Source organism: Streptomyces barkulensis, from assembly GCF_002843305.1.
GTDB classification, from domain to species: Bacteria; Actinomycetota; Actinomycetes; order Streptomycetales; family Streptomycetaceae; genus Streptomyces; species Streptomyces barkulensis.
The window spans coordinates 102,564-118,562 of sequence record NZ_PGSG01000025.1 but is presented as its reverse complement, the minus strand read 5'-3'; the positions used below and the strand labels follow the sequence as shown (position 1 = coordinate 118,562).

16 protein-coding genes, 1 tRNA gene and 1 pseudogene are annotated in these 15,999 nt (G+C 71.1%); 4 read left to right on the top strand and 14 right to left on the bottom strand.

The genetic code is table 11. The features are described 5' to 3' along the window. The first annotated feature begins 45 nt into the window (after positions 1 to 45). Positions 46 to 127, top strand: a tRNA-Leu gene (locus tag CUT83_RS05085). A gap of 80 nt (positions 128 to 207) precedes the next feature. Here CUT83_RS05085 and rdgB read toward each other — a convergent pair. From rdgB to CUT83_RS05065, 4 genes and pseudogenes are all read right to left on the bottom strand, one after another. Continuing rightward, positions 208 to 813, bottom strand: coding sequence for an RdgB/HAM1 family non-canonical purine NTP pyrophosphatase (gene rdgB / locus CUT83_RS05080; RefSeq protein ID WP_101254652.1), 606 nt, complete (start codon positions 811 to 813; stop codon positions 208 to 210). Between the two features lie 163 nt (positions 814 to 976). Next, positions 977 to 1,354, bottom strand: coding sequence for a hypothetical protein (locus CUT83_RS05075; protein ID WP_101254651.1), 378 nt, complete (start codon positions 1,352 to 1,354; stop codon positions 977 to 979). A 185-nt stretch (positions 1,355 to 1,539) separates the two neighbouring features. Beyond that, positions 1,540 to 2,283, bottom strand: a complete 744-nt coding sequence (rph, locus tag CUT83_RS05070; RefSeq protein WP_101254650.1) for a ribonuclease PH — start codon at positions 2,281 to 2,283, stop codon at positions 1,540 to 1,542. A 96-nt stretch (positions 2,284 to 2,379) separates the two neighbouring features. Then, positions 2,380 to 2,616 (bottom strand): annotated as a pseudogene (locus CUT83_RS05065) (PTS sugar transporter subunit IIB); the annotation flags it as partial. 436 nt (positions 2,617 to 3,052) lie between these two features. On the opposite strand from CUT83_RS05065, the gene CUT83_RS05060 reads away from it, so the two are divergent. Next, positions 3,053 to 4,255 (top strand): PTS transporter subunit EIIC, encoded by a 1,203-nt coding sequence (locus tag CUT83_RS05060; protein ID WP_101254648.1) that lies wholly within the window; start codon positions 3,053 to 3,055, stop codon positions 4,253 to 4,255. 54 nt (positions 4,256 to 4,309) lie between these two features. On the opposite strand, the gene CUT83_RS05055 is transcribed toward CUT83_RS05060, so the two are convergent. From CUT83_RS05055 to clpS, 8 genes are all read right to left on the bottom strand, one after another. After that, entirely contained in the window at positions 4,310 to 5,065 is a 756-nt protein-coding gene (locus tag CUT83_RS05055) for an MBL fold metallo-hydrolase (RefSeq protein ID WP_101254647.1), read from the bottom strand. Between the two features lie 295 nt (positions 5,066 to 5,360). Then, a complete protein-coding gene (locus CUT83_RS05050) occupies positions 5,361 to 6,311 on the bottom strand; it encodes a PLP-dependent cysteine synthase family protein (protein WP_101254646.1) in 951 nt (316 codons plus the stop codon). Continuing rightward, entirely contained in the window at positions 6,311 to 6,589 is a 279-nt protein-coding gene (locus CUT83_RS05045) for a MoaD/ThiS family protein (RefSeq protein ID WP_093654152.1), read from the bottom strand. The genes CUT83_RS05050 and CUT83_RS05045 overlap by 1 nt, the downstream gene beginning before the upstream one ends. A gap of 101 nt (positions 6,590 to 6,690) precedes the next feature. Further along, positions 6,691 to 6,828, bottom strand: coding sequence for a putative leader peptide (locus CUT83_RS05040; protein ID WP_338104132.1), 138 nt, complete (start codon positions 6,826 to 6,828; stop codon positions 6,691 to 6,693). Positions 6,829 to 6,917: 89 nt separating this feature from the next. Then, positions 6,918 to 7,349 (bottom strand): M67 family metallopeptidase, encoded by a 432-nt coding sequence (locus CUT83_RS05035; RefSeq protein WP_101254744.1) that lies wholly within the window; start codon positions 7,347 to 7,349, stop codon positions 6,918 to 6,920. 103 nt (positions 7,350 to 7,452) lie between these two features. Then, on the bottom strand, positions 7,453 to 9,021 hold the full coding sequence (locus CUT83_RS05030) for an alanine/glycine:cation symporter family protein (RefSeq protein WP_101254645.1): 1,569 nt from the start codon (positions 9,019 to 9,021) through the stop codon (positions 7,453 to 7,455). A gap of 494 nt (positions 9,022 to 9,515) precedes the next feature. Further along, positions 9,516 to 10,121 carry a DUF2017 domain-containing protein gene (locus CUT83_RS05025; RefSeq protein ID WP_101254644.1) on the bottom strand — a complete coding sequence of 202 codons (606 nt, stop codon included), beginning with the start codon at positions 10,119 to 10,121 and terminating at the stop codon, positions 9,516 to 9,518. Continuing rightward, positions 10,121 to 10,423, bottom strand: coding sequence for an ATP-dependent Clp protease adapter ClpS (gene clpS / locus CUT83_RS05020; RefSeq protein ID WP_101254743.1), 303 nt, complete (start codon positions 10,421 to 10,423; stop codon positions 10,121 to 10,123). The genes CUT83_RS05025 and clpS overlap by 1 nt, the downstream gene beginning before the upstream one ends. 221 nt (positions 10,424 to 10,644) lie before the next feature. Here clpS and CUT83_RS05015 point away from each other — a divergent pair, with 221 nt between their 5' ends. Together CUT83_RS05015 and CUT83_RS05010 are read left to right on the top strand one after the other, a co-directional pair. Beyond that, positions 10,645 to 11,979 (top strand): nicotinate phosphoribosyltransferase, encoded by a 1,335-nt coding sequence (locus CUT83_RS05015; RefSeq protein ID WP_101254643.1) that lies wholly within the window; start codon positions 10,645 to 10,647, stop codon positions 11,977 to 11,979. Positions 11,980 to 12,166: 187 nt separating this feature from the next. Beyond that, positions 12,167 to 12,760: an isochorismatase family protein gene (locus tag CUT83_RS05010; RefSeq protein WP_101254642.1), complete on the top strand. Its 594-nt coding sequence runs from the start codon at positions 12,167 to 12,169 to the stop codon at positions 12,758 to 12,760. A gap of 35 nt (positions 12,761 to 12,795) precedes the next feature. On the opposite strand, the gene CUT83_RS30770 is transcribed toward CUT83_RS05010, so the two are convergent. Both CUT83_RS30770 and CUT83_RS05000 read right to left on the bottom strand, forming a co-directional pair. Further along, complete coding sequence (locus CUT83_RS30770) at positions 12,796 to 13,194, bottom strand: hypothetical protein (RefSeq protein ID WP_240957702.1); 399 nt, start codon at positions 13,192 to 13,194, stop codon at positions 12,796 to 12,798. Positions 13,195 to 13,375: 181 nt separating this feature from the next. Continuing rightward, positions 13,376 to 15,757 carry an immune inhibitor A domain-containing protein gene (locus CUT83_RS05000; protein ID WP_158238966.1) on the bottom strand — a complete coding sequence of 794 codons (2,382 nt, stop codon included), beginning with the start codon at positions 15,755 to 15,757 and terminating at the stop codon, positions 13,376 to 13,378. Positions 15,758 to 15,999: the final 242 nt, after the last annotated feature.

Here is a 15,999-nt window from a genome sequence, read left to right as displayed (position 1 = left end):
GGTGGGCCGCTCAGCGCGTCCGCCCGCTACCATGGTTGGCGTCCAGCGGCGGTGGCGCAGTGGTGACGCAGCAGATTTAGATTCTGTGGCCCTAACGGGCTTGAGGGTTCGAATCCCTTCCGCCGCACAGACCTTTCATTCGAAGGCCCGGCTCGCTGAGCCGGGCCTTCGGCGTTGTCGGCGGAACCCGCCCCGCGGGACGGGCCGTCAGCCCAGGAGTTCGCGGACGACCGGGGCGAGGGCGCGGAAGGCCTGGCCGCGGTGGCTGATGGCGTTCTTCTCGTCCGGGCTCAGCTCCGCGCAGGTGCGGGTCTCGCCCTCGGGCTGGAGGATCGGGTCGTAGCCGAAGCCGCCGGTGCCGGCGGGCTCGCGGCGGAGGGTGCCGGCCAGGCGGCCCTCGACGACGCGCTCGGTGCCGTCGGGCAGGGCCAGGGCGGCCGCGCAGGCGAAGTGCGCGGTGCGGTGGGGGTCGTCGATGTCGGAGAGCTGGGCGAGGAGCAGGTCGAGGTTGGCCCGGTCGTCGCCGTGGCGTCCGGCCCAGCGGGCGGAGAAGATGCCGGGGGCTCCGCCGAGGACGTCGACGCACAGGCCGGAGTCGTCGGCGACGGCGGGCACCGCGGTGGCCCTGGCCAGGGTGCGGGCCTTGAGGAGTGCGTTCTCGGCGAAGGTGAGGCCGGTCTCCCTGACGTCCGGGACCTCGGGGTAGGCGTCGGCGCCGACCAGGGTGAGGTCCAGTCCGGCGGCGGAGAGGATGGCCTCCAGCTCTCGGACCTTGTGGGCGTTGCGGGTTGCGAGGATCAGGCGCTGGCTCATGGGGACCGATTATCCCGTCGCGGCGGCCGGAACCCCCCGGCGGACCGGACGCCGGTGCCCGGGGCCGGACACCGGTGCCGGGGCCCGGGTTCGTCAGCCGGGGTCCGTCAGCCGGGGTCCGTCAGCCGGGGTCCGTCAGCCGGGGTTCGTCAGCCGGGGTCCGTCAGCCGGGGGCGCAGACCTGGGTCAGTTCGTCGGCGGCGTCGACGACGGGGCTGACATCGGGGGTCTTGCCCTGCTCGACGGACTCGCGGACGTTGTCGGCGGCCTTCTGCATGTCCTCGGCGACCCGGGTGATGTCGGCGTTGTCCGTGTTCTCGATGATCTTGTCGAGGTTCTCGTTGATGCGGTTCAGGGACTGGTCCACCTCGGCCGGGTTCTCGACGCCGTCGGCGACGGCCTGCTGGAGGGCGTTGGCGCTGTCCACGACGACGACGGCGGTGTTGGCGCAGTCCAGTGCGTTCTGGACGGCGCCGCAGCCCATCAGGGGGAGGGCGAGGACGACGGGGGCGAGGGCGGCGAGGGTGGTCCGTCTGCGCATCTGGCGTGGTCTCCTGTGTCTGGACGGGCCGTACGGCTCGACCCGTACGGCCCGTGCCCTGTAGGACGCGCAAAGCGCTCGCAAAGTTCCGCGTCCCGTCCGCCGTTCTCATGAGGGGTCGCCGGGATTGTCCGGGCGGCCCGGACGGTCCGGACGGCCCGGGGTGGCTGCGGCGGGGCCGGGGGTCAGGCGGGGGGCAGCGCTCCGGTGTCCAGTGCGTGCCGCTGGGCGCCGTCGAGTTGGGCGCAGCCGGCGACGGCGAGGTCGAGGAGGGCGTCGAGTTCGGTGCGGGCGAAGGGGGTTCCCTCGGCGGTGCCCTGGACTTCGACGAAGCGGCCGTCGCCGGTGCAGACGACGTTCATGTCGGTCTCGGCGCGGACGTCCTCCTCGTAGCAGAGGTCGAGCAGGGGGGCGCCGTCGACGATGCCGACGCTGACGGCGGAGACGGTGCCGGTCAGCGGCTGGGCCTTGGCGCGGACGAGTTTGTTGTCGCGGGCCCAGGTGAGGGCGTCGGCGAGGGCGACGTAGGCGCCGGTGATGGCGGCGGTGCGGGTGCCGCCGTCGGCCTGGAGGACGTCGCAGTCGAGGACGACGGTGTTCTCGCCGAGGGCCTTGAGGTCGACGACGGCGCGCAGTGAGCGGCCGATGAGGCGGGAGATCTCGTGGGTGCGTCCGCCGATCCTGCCGCGGACGGATTCGCGGTCGCCGCGGGTGTTGGTGGAGCGGGGGAGCATGGCGTATTCGGCGGTGATCCAGCCTTCGCCGCTGCCCTTGCGCCAGCGGGGCACGCCTTCGGTGATGCTGGCGGTGCAGAGGACGCGGGTGTCGCCGAAGGAAATGAGGACGGATCCTTCGGCGTGTTTGCTCCAGCCGCGTTCGATGGTGACGGGTCGGAGTTGTTCGGCTGTGCGGCCGTCGATGCGTGACATGGGTGTGAGCCTAGTGCCCCGGGTGGGGCGGCCGTTCGGGTGAAGGGCCTGGTGACCGGCTGTGCGGGGGGCGCGGGGGCCGCGGGGGCGGGGTGGTCACATCATGTCCTCGATTTCGGCGGCGATGGGGTCGGCGTCGGTGCCGATGACGACCTGGATGGCGGAGCCCATCCTCACGACTCCGTGTGCGCCGGCGGCCTTGAGGGCGGCCTCGTCGATGAGGCCGGGGTTCTCGACCTCGGTGCGCAGGCGGGTGATGCAGCCCTCGATCTCGACGATGTTGTCGATGCCGCCGAGTCCGGCGACGATGTTCTCCGCTTTGCCGGGCATGTTCTCCGCCTTCCCGCCGGCTGCCGCCGGCCGTCTGGGCCCGTCCTGTGTCCGGTGCCCCCTGTGGACCGGATTGGCACATTAACCCACGTTATGCGCACCTGTGCGAGGGTGCCTCGTCGGCTCCTTACCGCTTTCCGGTCCCGTGTGGAAGGGGGCGCGGGCCCGCGGGCGTTCCGGGTACTGCATTGCGGCACTGTCCCCGGTTCCGTCGGCCGTCTTGTCCGCCTGGGTGCTTTCGGAGCCTTTGTTCGTGTTACAAGGTGACTTAAGCGCTCTGTTACCCATGTGATGCCTGCGATGCGGATGTGCGGCGCGGACCGCACTGCCCCACGGGAGGAAGCCGATGACCACGGCCACTGCCAGGACGTCCGACGACGGGGGCGAAGGGGGCGGCGAGGGGGGCGGCGGGGGCGGGAGGAGGCGCGGCGCGGGTGCGATGGCGGTGGCCCAGCGCATCGGCCGCAGTCTGATGCTGCCGATCGCCGTGCTGCCCGCGGCGGCTCTGATGGTCCGGCTGGGTTACGAGGACATGCTGGGCCGGGAGGGTTTCCCGGACTTCGTCAACCGGATCGCCGAGTTCCTGGCGGCTGGCGGCGGGGCGCTGCTGGACAATCTGCCGCTGCTGTTCGCCGTGGGCATCGCGGTCGGTTTCGCCAGAAAGGCGGACGGTTCCACGGGGTTGGCGGCCGTGGTGGGCTATCTGGTCTTCCAGCAGGTGATGGCCACCTTCGTCGATCCCAATCTGCCGCCTGAGGAGGGTGTCGCCCGGCCCGCGGACGCCGGTGTGCTGGGCGGTGTGGTGATGGGGCTGGTCACCGCCGTGCTCTACCAGCGCTACCACCGCAGGAAGCTGCCGGACTGGCTGGGTTTCTTCGGGGGCCGCCGGCTGGTGCCGATCCTGGCGTCGTTCGCGGGGCTGTTCCTGGGGGTCGTCTTCGGTTACGCCTGGCCGGTGCTGGGGGCCGCCATCCACGGTTTCGGCGAGTGGCTGGTGGGGTCGGGCGCGCTGGGGGCGGGGGTGTTCGGGGTGGCCAACCGGGCGCTGATCCCGGTGGGCATGCACCATCTGCTGAACTCGTTCCCGTGGTTCCAGGCGGGTTCCTACGAGGACGGCGGGGTGCGGTACGAGGGGGACATCGCGCGTTTCCTGCACGGGGATCCGACGGCGGGTCAGTTCATGACCGGGTTCTTCCCCATCATGATGTTCGCTCTTCCGGCGGCCTGTCTGGCGATGTACCACTGTGCGCGGCCCGAGCGCCGCAAGGTGGTGGGCGGGATGATGTTCTCCATCGCGCTGACCGCCTTCGTCACCGGGGTGACCGAGCCGATCGAGTTCACGTTCATCTTCGTGGCGCCGTTGCTGTACGCGGTCCACGCGGTGCTGACGGGGGTGTCGATGGCGCTGAGCTGGGCGCTGGGGGCGCGGGACGGTTTCGGTTTCTCCGCCGGGGCGATCGACTTCCTGCTGAATCTGGGGATCGCGTCCAGGCCGTGGCTGCTGGTGGTGCTGGGTCTGTGTTTCGCGGTGGTGTACTACGCGGTCTTCCGGTTCGCGATCGTGCGGTTCGGTCTGCCGACGCCGGGCCGGGAGTCGGACGAGGAGATCGCCGAGCAGGAGAAGGCGCAGTACCGGGGGTAGCTCGGTGCCGCGCCGGCCGGGTCCGTGCGGCTCACGGGCCCGGCCGGTGGCCGGTCAGAGCTCGTAGACGGCGCCGGGGCGGGCCATCTCCACGGGGCCGGAGAAGGCGGCCTGTGCGTCGCGCAGGTTGTGCCGGGGGTCCGTCCACGGGGGGATGTGGGTGAGGACCAGTCGTTCGGCGCCCGCCCGCTGTGCGCACTCCCCGGCCTGCCGTCCGTTGAGGTGGAGTTCGGGGATGTCCTCCTTGCCGTCGGTGAAGGAGGCCTCGCACAGGAAGAGGTCGGCGCCTTGGGCCAGGTCGCACAGGGCGTCGCAGGGGCCGGTGTCGCCGGAGTAGACGAGGGTCCTGCCCTCGTGCTCGATGCGGAAGCCGTAGGTCTCCACCGGGTGCCGCACCCGGTCGGCGGTGACGGTCAGCGGTCCGAGCCGGAAGGTGCTTCGGGGGGCGAGGTCGCGGAAGTCGAAGACCTCGCTCATCGACTTCTCGGAGGGGGTGTCGGCGTAGGCGGTGGTCAGCCGCTGCTCGGTGCCCTGGGGGCCGTACACCGGGATGGCCTCGCAGCGCCCTCCCTCGTGGCGGTAGTACCGGGCCACGAAGTACGCGCACATGTCGATGCAGTGGTCCGCGTGGAGGTGGCTGAGGGCGATGGCGTCGAGGTCGTAGAGGCCGCAGTGGCGTTGCAGCTCGCCCAGGGCGCCGTTGCCCATGTCGAGCAGGAGCCGGTAGCCGTCGGCCTCTACGAGGTAGCTGGAGCAGGCCGATTCCGCGGACGGGAACGATCCCGAGCAGCCGACGACGGTGAGCTTCATAGGGGAAGGAACCTCCGTGGCCCGGGAAGAGGGGTTACCTGAGCGTAAGGCGCATGGGGGCCGGTGGCTCCTCCGCAGTGCCCCGTTGTGGGCGGAATCACCAGGGCGGGGGCGGCGCGGGGGCGGCGCGGGGGCGGGCAGCGCGGTGTGCGGGCCTCGGGGGGCGCACGGCCTCGGTGGCGGGCGCCCCCGCACCGCGCCCCCGCACCGCCGCTCCCGGCTGCCGGAGGGGACGCGGCGGACGCGGCGGGCGCGGCGGGCGGGGTGTCGCCGGCGCTGGGTGTGCGGGCCGGGCTCAGGCCCAGAGCTGTCCTTGGAGGGCCTCGACCGCGGCCTCGGTGGTGGGCGCGGTGTAGATGCCGGTGGACAGGTACTTCCAGCCGCCGTCGGCGACGACGAAGACGATGTCGGCGCTCTGTCCCGCGCGCAGGGCCTTGCGGCCGACCCCGATGGCGGCGTGGAGGGCGGCGCCGGTGGAGACTCCGGCGAAGATGCCTTCCTGCGCGAGGAGTTCGCGGGTGCGGGTGACGGCGTCCTCGGAGCCGACCGAGTAGCGGGTGGTGAGGACGGTCTCGTCGTACAGCTCGGGGACGAAGCCCTCGTCGAGGTTGCGCAGGCCGTAGACGAGGTCGTCGTAGCGCGGTTCGGCGGCGACGATCTGGATGCCGGGGACCTTCTCGCGCAGGTAGCGGCCGGCGCCCATCAGGGTGCCGGTGGTGCCCAGCCCCGCGACGAAGTGGGTGATCGAGGGCAGGTCGGCGTGGATCTCGGGGCCGGTGCCGGCGTAGTGGGCGCCGGCGTTGTCGGGGTTGCCGTACTGGTAGAGCATGACCCAGTCGGGGTGCTCGGCGGCGATCTCCTTGGCGACGCGCACCGCGGTGTTGGAGCCGCCGGCGGCCGGGGAGGAGATGATCTCGGCGCCCCACATGGCCAGTAGCTGGCGGCGCTCGGCGCTGGTGTTCTCCGGCATGACGCAGACCATGCGGTAGCCCTTGAGCTTGGCCGCCATGGCCAGCGAGATGCCGGTGTTGCCGGAGGTGGGCTCCAGGATGGTGCGGCCGGGGGTGAGCCGGCCGTCCTTCTCGGCCTGCTCGATCATGTAGAGGGCCGGGCGGTCCTTGATCGAGCCGGTGGGGTTGCGGTCCTCCAGCTTGGCCCAGATGCGGACGTCCTCGGACGGCGAGAGCCGCGGCAGGCGCACCAGAGGGGTGTTGCCCACCGCGGCGATCGGCGAGTCGTAGCGCATCAGCGCATGCCCCCGGCCACGGCGGGGAGGATCGTCACGTTGTCGCCGTCGCTCAGCTTGGTGGAGATCCCGTCCAGGAAGCGGACGTCCTCGTCGTTGAGGTAGACGTTGACGAAGCGGCGCAGCTCGCCGCCCTCGACCAGCCGCTCCCGGATGCCGCTGTGGCGGGTCTCCAGGTCCTCGATGAGCTCGGCGAGGGTGCCGCCGTCGCCCTCGACGGCCTTCTGCCCGTCGGTGTAGGTGCGGAGGATGGTCGGGATGCGGACCTCGATGGCCATGGGTGTACTCCTGTTGGGAGAGGCGGGAAGCGTGCGGGCCTTGGCTCGTGCGCGTGGGCGAGGTGCGGCCGGGCGGGCCGCTCGGGGGGTGGCCGTCCGGGTCAGGCGCGGTCGGCCGCGCGGCGCCGGGGGTGCCCCAGGGCGCTGGCGAGGCGGCACAGGTCGACGTGCAGGCGCGCCACGAGCAGCGCGCCCGGGGACTTACCCGGGTGGGTATCGCTCACGTCGTGGTTAACCATGGGCTCATCGTAACGATTCCCGCCTCGGGAACCGGATACCTGTTCCAGGATGCGGACCCTGCCGTCTCGCCTGTCGTCAGGGGCCGGGGTCAGTCCTCGTAGGCGGGGACGATCCTGACCTCCTCCTCGGTGATCTCGCCGTCGACGATGCGGAAGGAGCGGAAGGAGAAGGGCCCCTCGTCGTTGCCGCACTCCGCGGTGGAGACCAGGACGTAGTGGGCGCCGGGCTCGCCGGCGTAGGCGACGTCGGTGCGCGAGGGGTAGGCCTCGGTGGCGGTGTGGGAGTGGTAGACGACCACCGGCTCCTCGTCGCGGTCGTCCATCTCGCGGTAGAGCTTCAGCAGGTCCGCGGAGTCGAACTCGTAGAACGTGGGCGAGCGGGCGGCGTTCAGCATGGGGATGAAGCGCTCGGGGCGTCCGCTGCCGGCCGGGCCCGCGATGATGCCGCACGCCTCGTCGGGGTGGTCCCGGCGGGCGTGGGCCACGATCTTGTCGTGCAGCTCCTGGGTGATGGTCAGCATGGGCGACAGCATAGGCAGGACGCGCGGGCGGGGCCCCGCCCGTACCGGTGTGCGGTACGGGCGGGGCCCCGCGGTGCTCTGCCGCCCCCGGGGGCGGCGGGTGTCACTTGGCGAGTGTGGGGGTTCCGCCGGCGCCGCCGGGGCCGGCTGCCTCGGAGGCCTCGATCTGCTCGTCGCTCTCACCGGCGTCGCGCCGGCGGATGTAGTCCACGACGCGGTTGAGCTCACGCCTGACGACGGGCGCCAGCAGGTAGAGGCCGATGATGTTGAACACCGCGGCGAGGAACAGGAAGGAGTCGGCCAGGGAGACCAGGGAGGACAGCGACATCAGCGCACCGGTGATGACGATGAGGCTGAAGAGCACCTTGTAGACGTTCTCGCTGGTCCTGGTGCGGCCGAAGAGGTAGGTCCACGCCTTCATGCCGTAGTAGCTCCAGGTGATGATCGTGGAGAAGGCGAAGAGCAGGACCGCGACGGCCAGGATGTAGGGGAACCAGGAGATCGCGCTCTCGAAGGCGTCCGAGGTGAGCGAGACGCCGGAGGCGATCGGCTCGCCGTTGGCGTTGGCCTCGCGGGCCGCCTCCCAGCTCGGGGTGCGGGCGATGACGATGGTCAGCGCGGTCATGGTGCAGACGACGACGGTGTCGATGAACGGCTCGATCATCGCGACCAGGCCCTCGGTGGCGGGGCGCTTGGTCTTCACCGCGGAGTGGGCGATGGGGGCCGAGCCGATGCCCGCCTCGTTGGAGAAGGCGGCGCGCTGGAAGCCGACGATCAGGGCGCCGATGAGGCCGCCGGCCACGCCCTCGGGGGCGAAGGCGCCCACGATGATGTCGGAGACGGCGTCGGGCACGGCGGTGACGTTGGTCAGGATGACGAAGAGGCAGGCGACGACGTAGACGATCGCCATCGCGGGGACCAGCCGGCTGGTGACGGCGCCGATGGAGCGCATGCCGCCGAGGAGGACCAGGGCGACCAGGGCGGCGATCAGGATGCCGAAGAAGAGGGCGCCGCCGGAGCTGCTGAAGAGGCTGTCCTCGCCGCCGGTGACGGACTGGAGCTGCTCCAGGCTCTGGTTGACCTGGAAGAGGTTGCCGCCGAAGAAGGTGAAGAACAGCAGGGCGACGGCGGAGCCGACGGCGAGCACCTTGCCCAGGCCGCCCAGGCCGCGCTCGGCCATGCCCTTGCGCAGGTAGTGCATCGGGCCGCCGGAGACGGTGCCGTCGGCGTGGACCTCGCGGTACTTCACGCCGAGGGTGCACTCGACGAACTTGGTCGCCATGCCCAGCAGACCGCAGACGATCATCCAGAAGGTGGCGCCGGGGCCGCCGATGGTGACCGCGATGGCCACACCGGCGATGTTGCCGAGTCCGACGGTGCCGGAGACTGCGGAGGTGAGGGCCTGGAAGTGGTTCACCTCACCGGGGGCGTCCTTCTGGTCGTACTTGCCGCGGACCAGTTTGAGGGCCTTGGGCAGGTGGCGGACCTGGGCGAAGCCGAAGTATCCGGTGAACACCAGTCCCGCGACCACCAGCCAGCCGACGATCCAGGGGAACTCGGTGTCCCCGAGCGGAATGGTGTAGAAGACGATCTCGCTGATTGCCGACGCGATCGGATCGACGAATTCGGTGATCGATTCATCGAGTCGTGTCGTCCAGGTTTCGTTTGCCATGGGTTCCCTCTGGCTGTAGCGGCTGCGGGGACGTGTGGGGGCGGGTGCAACGGTGGTTGCCGGTGGTACGGCGAACGGACCAACCTCGGCGTCCGGTCTCGCGCGCAGTTTCCTCCGAAGTTCTCCGGGTTGTAAGACTCGGATAAAAATCGGGTTGGGAGTTCCTATCACGCTGCGCTACCGCGCCGGTGTGACCTGGATCACATGTTCATATTACGGTCGGATCACACAGGGGAATTCGGGGGCGAAACGGGCATCATCTCCGCCCGAAGGGGTGTCGCATCCGATAAACGGAGAGTTTCGGTGACCCTGTGCGACACGACGGGCCCGTAGAGACTTTTTAATGTATGGCACAAATAAATGCCGGAAAACACCGGCCCGCAGGACACTGCCGCCGTGCCCCGCCGTGTGCAGCCGTGCCACGCCGTTTACAGCCGTGCCCCGCCGGCGGCCCGGAGCGGCGCCCCGGGCCGCCGGTCCGAACCGGCGGGCCGTCAGGGCGCCAGGGTCTCCACCAGCGACTCCTGGAGCGCCCCCAGCCACAGATACGCCATCACCATCGGTTTGCGCGGGTCGCCGTCCGGCAGCGCGTACAGCTCGTCGCCGTCCTCGTCCTCGGTGATCTCCAGACGCGCGCCGATGGCCAGCCGCAGGTCGTTGAGCGCGCCGAGCCACTGGCGCGACTGCTCGGGGGTGAGGGTGAGCACCGCTCCCCCCTCGCCGGCGGTGGCCAGGGAGTCCAGGGTGCGCACGACGGCGAGGCCGTCCTCGCGCTTGCGGGCGCGCAGGTCGTTCTCGGTGTAGCGCCGGAACTCCGCGGCGGCCTCCCGCGTCCCGGCGTCCCCTCCGGCGCCGGGGCCGCCGTAGGCGTCGGGGAAGAGCCTGGCCAGCGCCGGATCGGAGGGCGGCTCGGTGGGGCCGTCGGCCATCAGCGCGGCGAGCGGGTCCTGTTCGCCGCCGGCCTCGTCCGCCCCCGGGCCGGGGCCGATGAGCTCCAGGAGCTGGACGGCGAGGCTGCGCAGGATGGAGATCTCCACCTCGTCGAGCGCGACGGCGGCGCCTCCGGGCACGCCCGCCGCGGGCTGGAAGAGCCCGGCCATCAGCGGTCCTGCTGGAGGGTCGCCCACAGGCCGTAGCCGTGCATGGCCTGCACGTCGCGCTCCATCTCCTCGCGGCTGCCGCTGGAGACGACCGCGCGGCCCTTGTGGTGGACGTCCATCATCAGCTTCCTGGCCTTCTCCTTCGGGTACCCGAAGTAGGTCTGGAACACATAGGTCACGTAACTCATCAGGTTCACCGGGTCGTTGTGGACGACCGTCACCCACGGGACGTCCGGCTCGGAGACCGCCTCGGGCGCCTCGTCAGAGGCGGGACGGGTGATCTCGGTGGGGGCGACCGACAGCCGCGCCACATGGGCGCCGCACGGACCGGGTACGCGGTCCGCGGCGGGCGGCCGCACGACCGCGACGGCGGAGGGGGTCATCCGGTGTGTGTCGTCGCTCACGGTTCCCATGCTGCCACTTCGGCCGGGCGGCGACGCAAACGGGGCTCCGGCGGGCTGCGGCGCGTTCCCCCGGAACCGAATATCGTCAAAGTGACGAGATTGGGGGTAGCATCCGTTCCATGAACACCGCAGACCTGGGCCTGCCGGTCGCCGTGCCGTCCACCGCCCTGTTCACCGACCACTACGAACTCACCATGGTCCAGGCGGCGTTGCGCGGCGGTACCGCCGACCGGCGCTCCGTCTTCGAGGTCTTCACCCGCCGTCTGCCCGAGGGCCGCCGCTACGGCGTGGTGGCGGGCACCGGAAGGGTCCTGGACGCGGTGGCGAACTTCCGCTTCGAGCCGGAGATCCTGGAGTTCCTGCGCGAGCGGGACGTGGTGGACGAGCCGACCCTTCAGTGGCTGGCCGGCTACCGCTTCCGCGGCGACATCAGCGGCTATCCGGAGGGCGAGGTCTACTTCCCCGGCTCGCCCGTCATGCGGGTGGAGGGCACCTTCGCCGAGTGCGTGCTGCTGGAGACGGTGATCCTGTCGATCCTCAACCACGACTCGGCCGTCGCCGCCGCCGCGTCCCGGATGGCCGTCGCGGCCCGGGGGCGCCCGCTGATCGAGATGGGCGCACGCCGCACCCACGAGCTGTCGGCGGTGGCCGCGGCCCGGGCGGCGTACGTCGGCGGTTTCTCCACCACCTCCGACCTGGCCGCCGGCTTCCGCTACGGCATCCCCACCACCGGCACCAGCGCCCATGCCTTCACCCTGCTGCACGACACCGAGCGGGACGCCTTCACCGCACAGGTGGAGTCCATGGGCAGTGGCACCACGCTCCTGGTGGACACCTACGACGTGGCCGAGGCCGTCCGCACCGCCGTGGAGGTGGCGGGCCCCGGCCTGGGCGCGGTGCGCATCGACTCCGGCGACCTGCTGCTGCTCGCCCACCGGGTGCGGCAGCAGCTCGACGAGCTGGGTGCGCGGGACACCAGGATCGTCGTGACCAGCGATCTGGACGAGTACGCCATCGCCTCGCTGGCCGCCGCGCCGGTGGACGCCTACGGGGTGGGCACCCAGCTGGTCACCGGCAGCGGGCATCCCACGGCCTCGATGGTCTACAAGCTGGTGGCCCGCGCCGACTCCTGCGATCCCCGGTCCCCGCTGCGCCCGGTGGCGAAGAAGTCCATGGGCGGGAAGCTGTCGGTCGGGGGCGTGAAGTGGGCCGCCCGGCGGCCGGACGCGGACGGCGTGGCCGAGGCCGAGGTCGTCGGCACCGGCGAGGTGCCCGCGCGGCTGGCGGACCACCTGCTGACGGTGGACCTGGTCCGCGGCGGCGAGATCGTGGCCCGCGAGCGGCTGGAGGCGGCCCGCGAGCGGCATCTGCGGGCCCTCGACGGACTGCCGCTGTCGGCGGCGCAGCTCTCGCGCGGCGAGCCGGTCCTGCCCACCGAGTACACCGGGGGGTGAGGCGCGGCGCCCACACACTCCCGCGGCGGACGCCGAGTGTCTAAGGTCGGACACGTCCCCGCCCCCGTCCCCCCCCCTGCGGACCGCGGCCGGCCACAGTGACCGGTCCCGACCGGTCCGCCGGTCCCAGTCCCAGTCCCAGTCCCAGCTAGCCAGCCACAGCCACTCCAGCCGAAAGGTGTGCACCATGCACCGGGCCCTGATCGTCGTAGACGTCCAGAACGACTTCTGTGAGGGCGGCAGCCTCGCGGTGGCGGGGGGTGCCGACGTGGCCGCGGCCATCACCGACCTCGTCGGGCAGAGCACCGCCGGATACCGCCACGTGGTGGCCACCCGCGACCACCACGTCTCCCCGGGTGACCACTTCTCCGACCACCCCGACTTCCGCCACTCCTGGCCCGCGCACTGCGTGGCCGGGACCGAGGGCGTGGGCTTCCACCCGAACTTCGCGCCGGCCGTCGCCTCCGGCTCGATCGACGCGGTCTTCGACAAGGGCGCGTACGCCGCCGCCTACAGCGGCTTCGAGGGGAAGGACGAGAACGGCACCCCGCTCGCCGACTGGCTGCGCTCCCACGGTGTGACGGAGGTGGACGTGGTGGGCATCGCCACCGACCACTGCGTGCGCGCGACCGCGCTGGACGCGGCCCGCGAGGGCTTCCGAACCCGGGTGCTGCTCGGCATGACGGCCGGGGTGGCGGCGCCGACCACCGAGCTGGCGCTGGAGGAGATGCGCGGGGCGGGTGTGGAGCTGTCGGGCGAGCCGGTGGTCCGCGCCGCCTGAATCCGGCAGCCGTGCCGGCCGGGGCGGCCGGGACCTCAGCCCGCCGCGGCGCGGCGCAGGGCGCCTATGGGCCGCCAGAAGCCGCTGTCCGCGTACGCGCCCTCGTCGCCGGCCGGCGCACCGGCGGTACCGGTGGGGCCGGCGGTACCGGTGGGGCCGGCCGCATCGGCGGCTCCGTGCTGCGGGGCCGGGCGCCAGACCAGGCCGTCGGGGTGGTGCAGCACCGCGCTGATCTCGTCGGGGGTGGGCGGCTCGGCGTTGCCGCGCAGGTAGACCGCGCGCAGGCCGAGGTTTCTCAGCCGGGTCAGGGCGCGGGCCCGGTTGGCCGCGTGGACCAGGAAGCGGGCACGCTGTCCGCCGTGCCCCGGCCGGGGCACGGAGAGCGCCACGACCACGCTGCCGTCCGGCAGCCTGGTCCAGCCACCGCCTGCCATCTTCACCACTCCCCCGTTATACACCACGTCAACAACGGCGACCCGCCCTCGGACGGTACGCGCATTCTCAGCACGATCGGCCGCCGCCCGCTAGGGGGCGACGGCCGACCGTTTCCTGCCTTACCGCGGTGACCTGCGCGAACGCCGCGTCAATGGGCGTCGCGCGGGTGTCATGCGGGTGTCACCTGGTGGAGGGTCCGACCCGGACGGTCATCGTCTTGCCGTTGAGCGGCTGGTGGACGATCGAGATGCGGGTGTTGGTGTCGGGCACCTTCACACTCGCGGTCGGGTTGGACTCGTCCCAGTACGCACCCCTGTGGTCGTCGAAGTACGGCTTGCCCAGCTTCCAGCGGACCTTGGTGGCCTCGCCGTTCTTGTGCAGGGTCATGCCGCGCGTCGGGTACCAGCTGAAGGTGGAGTCGTAGGACTGGATGCGGTTGCGCATCAGCGTCCCGTCGGCCCACTTCTCGGCCCTGGGGTGGGCGTCGACCGGGAGGACCAGGCCCTCACCCGGGTGGGCGCTGGTGTTGTTGTCCAGCTGCGAGGTGTCCCACAGCCAGATCAGCAGGCCCTTCTGGTACGCGTAGCGCTCGACCCAGTCCGGGCGGCTGTCCTGCCAGCCGAAGTTGTACGGGCCGGTCTTCAGCGTCTTGTCGTACGAGACGTACTGACGGTTCTCGGCGATGTAGAACTGCGGGTAGAGGTTGGAGAACGACGCCCCGATGCGGGAGAAGCCGCTCGCCGTCCACCCGTTGTCGTCGCCCTCGGCGCCGTCGGTGACGATCGCCTGGCCGTCGGCGGTGATGGTGATCTCGTCGGCGGTGAAGCCCTTCTCCGCCACGCCGCCGTCGGTGCGGTAGTGGAAGCGGAGGTCGATCTTCTTGCCGGCGTAGGCGTCCAGCGGGAAGGAGAGGTCCTCCCAGCCACCGGAGAAGCCGTCGAGGGCGGGGGCGCCGGAGGCGTCCTTGCCGAGCGGCTCGCCGTTGCGGGTGCCGTCCAGGGCGGTCCAGGTGGCGCCGCCGTCGGTGGAGACCTGGGTGTAGAGGTAGTCGTAACCGGCCTCGATCTCCCACCAGCCCTTGAGGTCGAGCGACGCGGAGGAGGCCCCGGTCAGGTCGACGCTGCGGGTCAGGGAGTTGCGCAGGTCGTCACCGCTGCCGCTCCACCACTGCTTCTCGCCCGCCGCGGGCTCGACGACCTCGGTCGTGACCTCCTTCTCGGGGAGCTCCACGATCAGCGCCTGCGGGTTCTTGCCCTGGTAGGCGGAGACGCCCAGCTTGTGGGTGGACCTGGTGGCGGCCTTGGCCGTCTCGTAGTCCAGCCAGCCCAGGGACAGCTTGTCCCAGGCGGTCATCTCGCCGGCCCAGTCGCCGATGGCGTCGGTGCCGTTGTTCAGCCAGGAGCCGGACGACATCAGGGTCCAGAAGCCCGTGGAGTTCTCGCCGCCGGCGGTGTCGTACAGGTCCGGCAGGCCGAGGTCGTGGCCGTACTCGTGGGCGAAGACGCCCAGGCCGCCGTTCTCGGGCTGCACGGTGTAGTCGCCGACCCAGATGCCGGTGTCGCCGATCTCGGTGCCGCCGGCCCTGTTGAACTCGGGACCGGTCTTGCCGTAGTCGGTGCCGTAGGCGTACCAGCGGTGGGCCCAGATGGCGTCCTCGCCCTGCGCGCCGCCGCCGGCCGACTCGTCCTCGCCGGCGTGGACGAACTGGAAGTGGTCCAGGTAGCCGTCGGGCTCGTTGAAGTTGCCGTCACCGTCGAAGTCGTAGCGGTCCCACTGGTCGTACTCGGCCAGCTGGGCCTTGATCTCCTCGGTGGTGCTGCCGGCGGCCTTCTGGTCGGCGACCCACTGGTTCACACCGTCGCGGACGGCGTCCCAGACGGTGTTGCAGGTGCTCTGGCCACAGGCGTTGTTGCCGTAGCGGGCCTCGTTGTACTCGATCTTGACCCAGTCGGAGACCATGCCGTCGACGGAGTACTTACCGGAGGACTGGGTCTCGTAGTACGTCTTGAGCGAGCCCTCGCCCTCCCCGAAGTAGATCTCCTCGAAGTGCTCCTGGCTGAAGTCCTCCTTCCACAGCGTGGTGTTGTTCTGCTCGCGGTCGGGCTCGGCGATCTGGTTGTGCAGCGGACCGGGGGTCCCGCCGTACTGCGGGTCGACCTTGTCACCGAACTCGATGAGGATGGTGAAGATCTTGTCGGTCTTGGTCTGCTCCATCTCGACGTACTTGTCGTCGCCGAGCTTCATGACCTTGGAGCCGTTCTTGGTCACGGGCTTCTGGCCGGAGGCGAGCCGCTCGAGGGCCGCGAGGCGCTGGGAGCGCTGCTTCTTGGTGAGCGGGCCGGGCAGGTCGTGGTCGACGTGCTTGCCGTCCTTGCTCTTGCCCTTGCCGCGCTTGTGCCCGTCCTTGGCGTGGTCGCCGTGCTCCGCGGCGGCCGGGTCACGGCCGTCGGGTGCGGTGCCCTCACCGGCGTAGGCGGTGCCGGCGGTCAGAAAGGTCGCCCCTATGACGGCGACCGTCGTGGCCAGGGCGGCGGATCTGATCGTCCTCCGTTGGCTCTTCACTAGGTATTGCCCTCCCCATGCATGGCCATGGCACGTGTGTGCACACGTGTGGAGGCATTCGACATGAGCGGCGGCCGAAAAAACAGCCCTTGATTTGAACACGCCACGCAAGTAGGTTGTCCGGCTAGCCAGTTGCGGAGTCCGGAGACCGGACGGTAGCGGCCGATGACGGTAGGGCCGCGGCGTGATTCCGTGCGCCCCCTGTGCATCGGCGTGTCGGTGGCGGTGGGTCAGGCCGTGCT

Coding starts and splice junctions, on each gene's coding strand:
- CUT83_RS05010 (WP_101254642.1), top strand. CDS start 12,167: ATGCACCGGGCCCTGATCGTCGTAGACGTCCAGAACGACTTCTGTGAG.
- rph (WP_101254650.1), bottom strand. CDS start 2,283: ATGTCACGCATCGACGGCCGCACAGCCGAACAACTCCGACCCGTCACC.
- CUT83_RS05055 (WP_101254647.1), bottom strand. CDS start 5,065: ATGAAGCTCACCGTCGTCGGCTGCTCGGGATCGTTCCCGTCCGCGGAA.
- rdgB (WP_101254652.1), bottom strand. CDS start 813: ATGAGCCAGCGCCTGATCCTCGCAACCCGCAACGCCCACAAGGTCCGA.
- CUT83_RS05075 (WP_101254651.1), bottom strand. CDS start 1,354: ATGCGCAGACGGACCACCCTCGCCGCCCTCGCCCCCGTCGTCCTCGCC.
- CUT83_RS05045 (WP_093654152.1), bottom strand. CDS start 6,589: ATGGCCATCGAGGTCCGCATCCCGACCATCCTCCGCACCTACACCGAC.
- CUT83_RS05040 (WP_338104132.1), bottom strand. CDS start 6,828: ATGGTTAACCACGACGTGAGCGATACCCACCCGGGTAAGTCCCCGGGC.
- CUT83_RS05015 (WP_101254643.1), top strand. CDS start 10,645: ATGAACACCGCAGACCTGGGCCTGCCGGTCGCCGTGCCGTCCACCGCC.
- CUT83_RS05025 (WP_101254644.1), bottom strand. CDS start 10,121: ATGGCCGGGCTCTTCCAGCCCGCGGCGGGCGTGCCCGGAGGCGCCGCC.
- CUT83_RS05050 (WP_101254646.1), bottom strand. CDS start 6,311: ATGCGCTACGACTCGCCGATCGCCGCGGTGGGCAACACCCCTCTGGTG.
- CUT83_RS05030 (WP_101254645.1), bottom strand. CDS start 9,021: ATGGCAAACGAAACCTGGACGACACGACTCGATGAATCGATCACCGAA.
- CUT83_RS30770 (WP_240957702.1), bottom strand. CDS start 13,194: ATGGCAGGCGGTGGCTGGACCAGGCTGCCGGACGGCAGCGTGGTCGTG.
- CUT83_RS05035 (WP_101254744.1), bottom strand. CDS start 7,349: ATGCTGACCATCACCCAGGAGCTGCACGACAAGATCGTGGCCCACGCC.
- CUT83_RS05060 (WP_101254648.1), top strand. CDS start 3,053: ATGGCGGTGGCCCAGCGCATCGGCCGCAGTCTGATGCTGCCGATCGCC.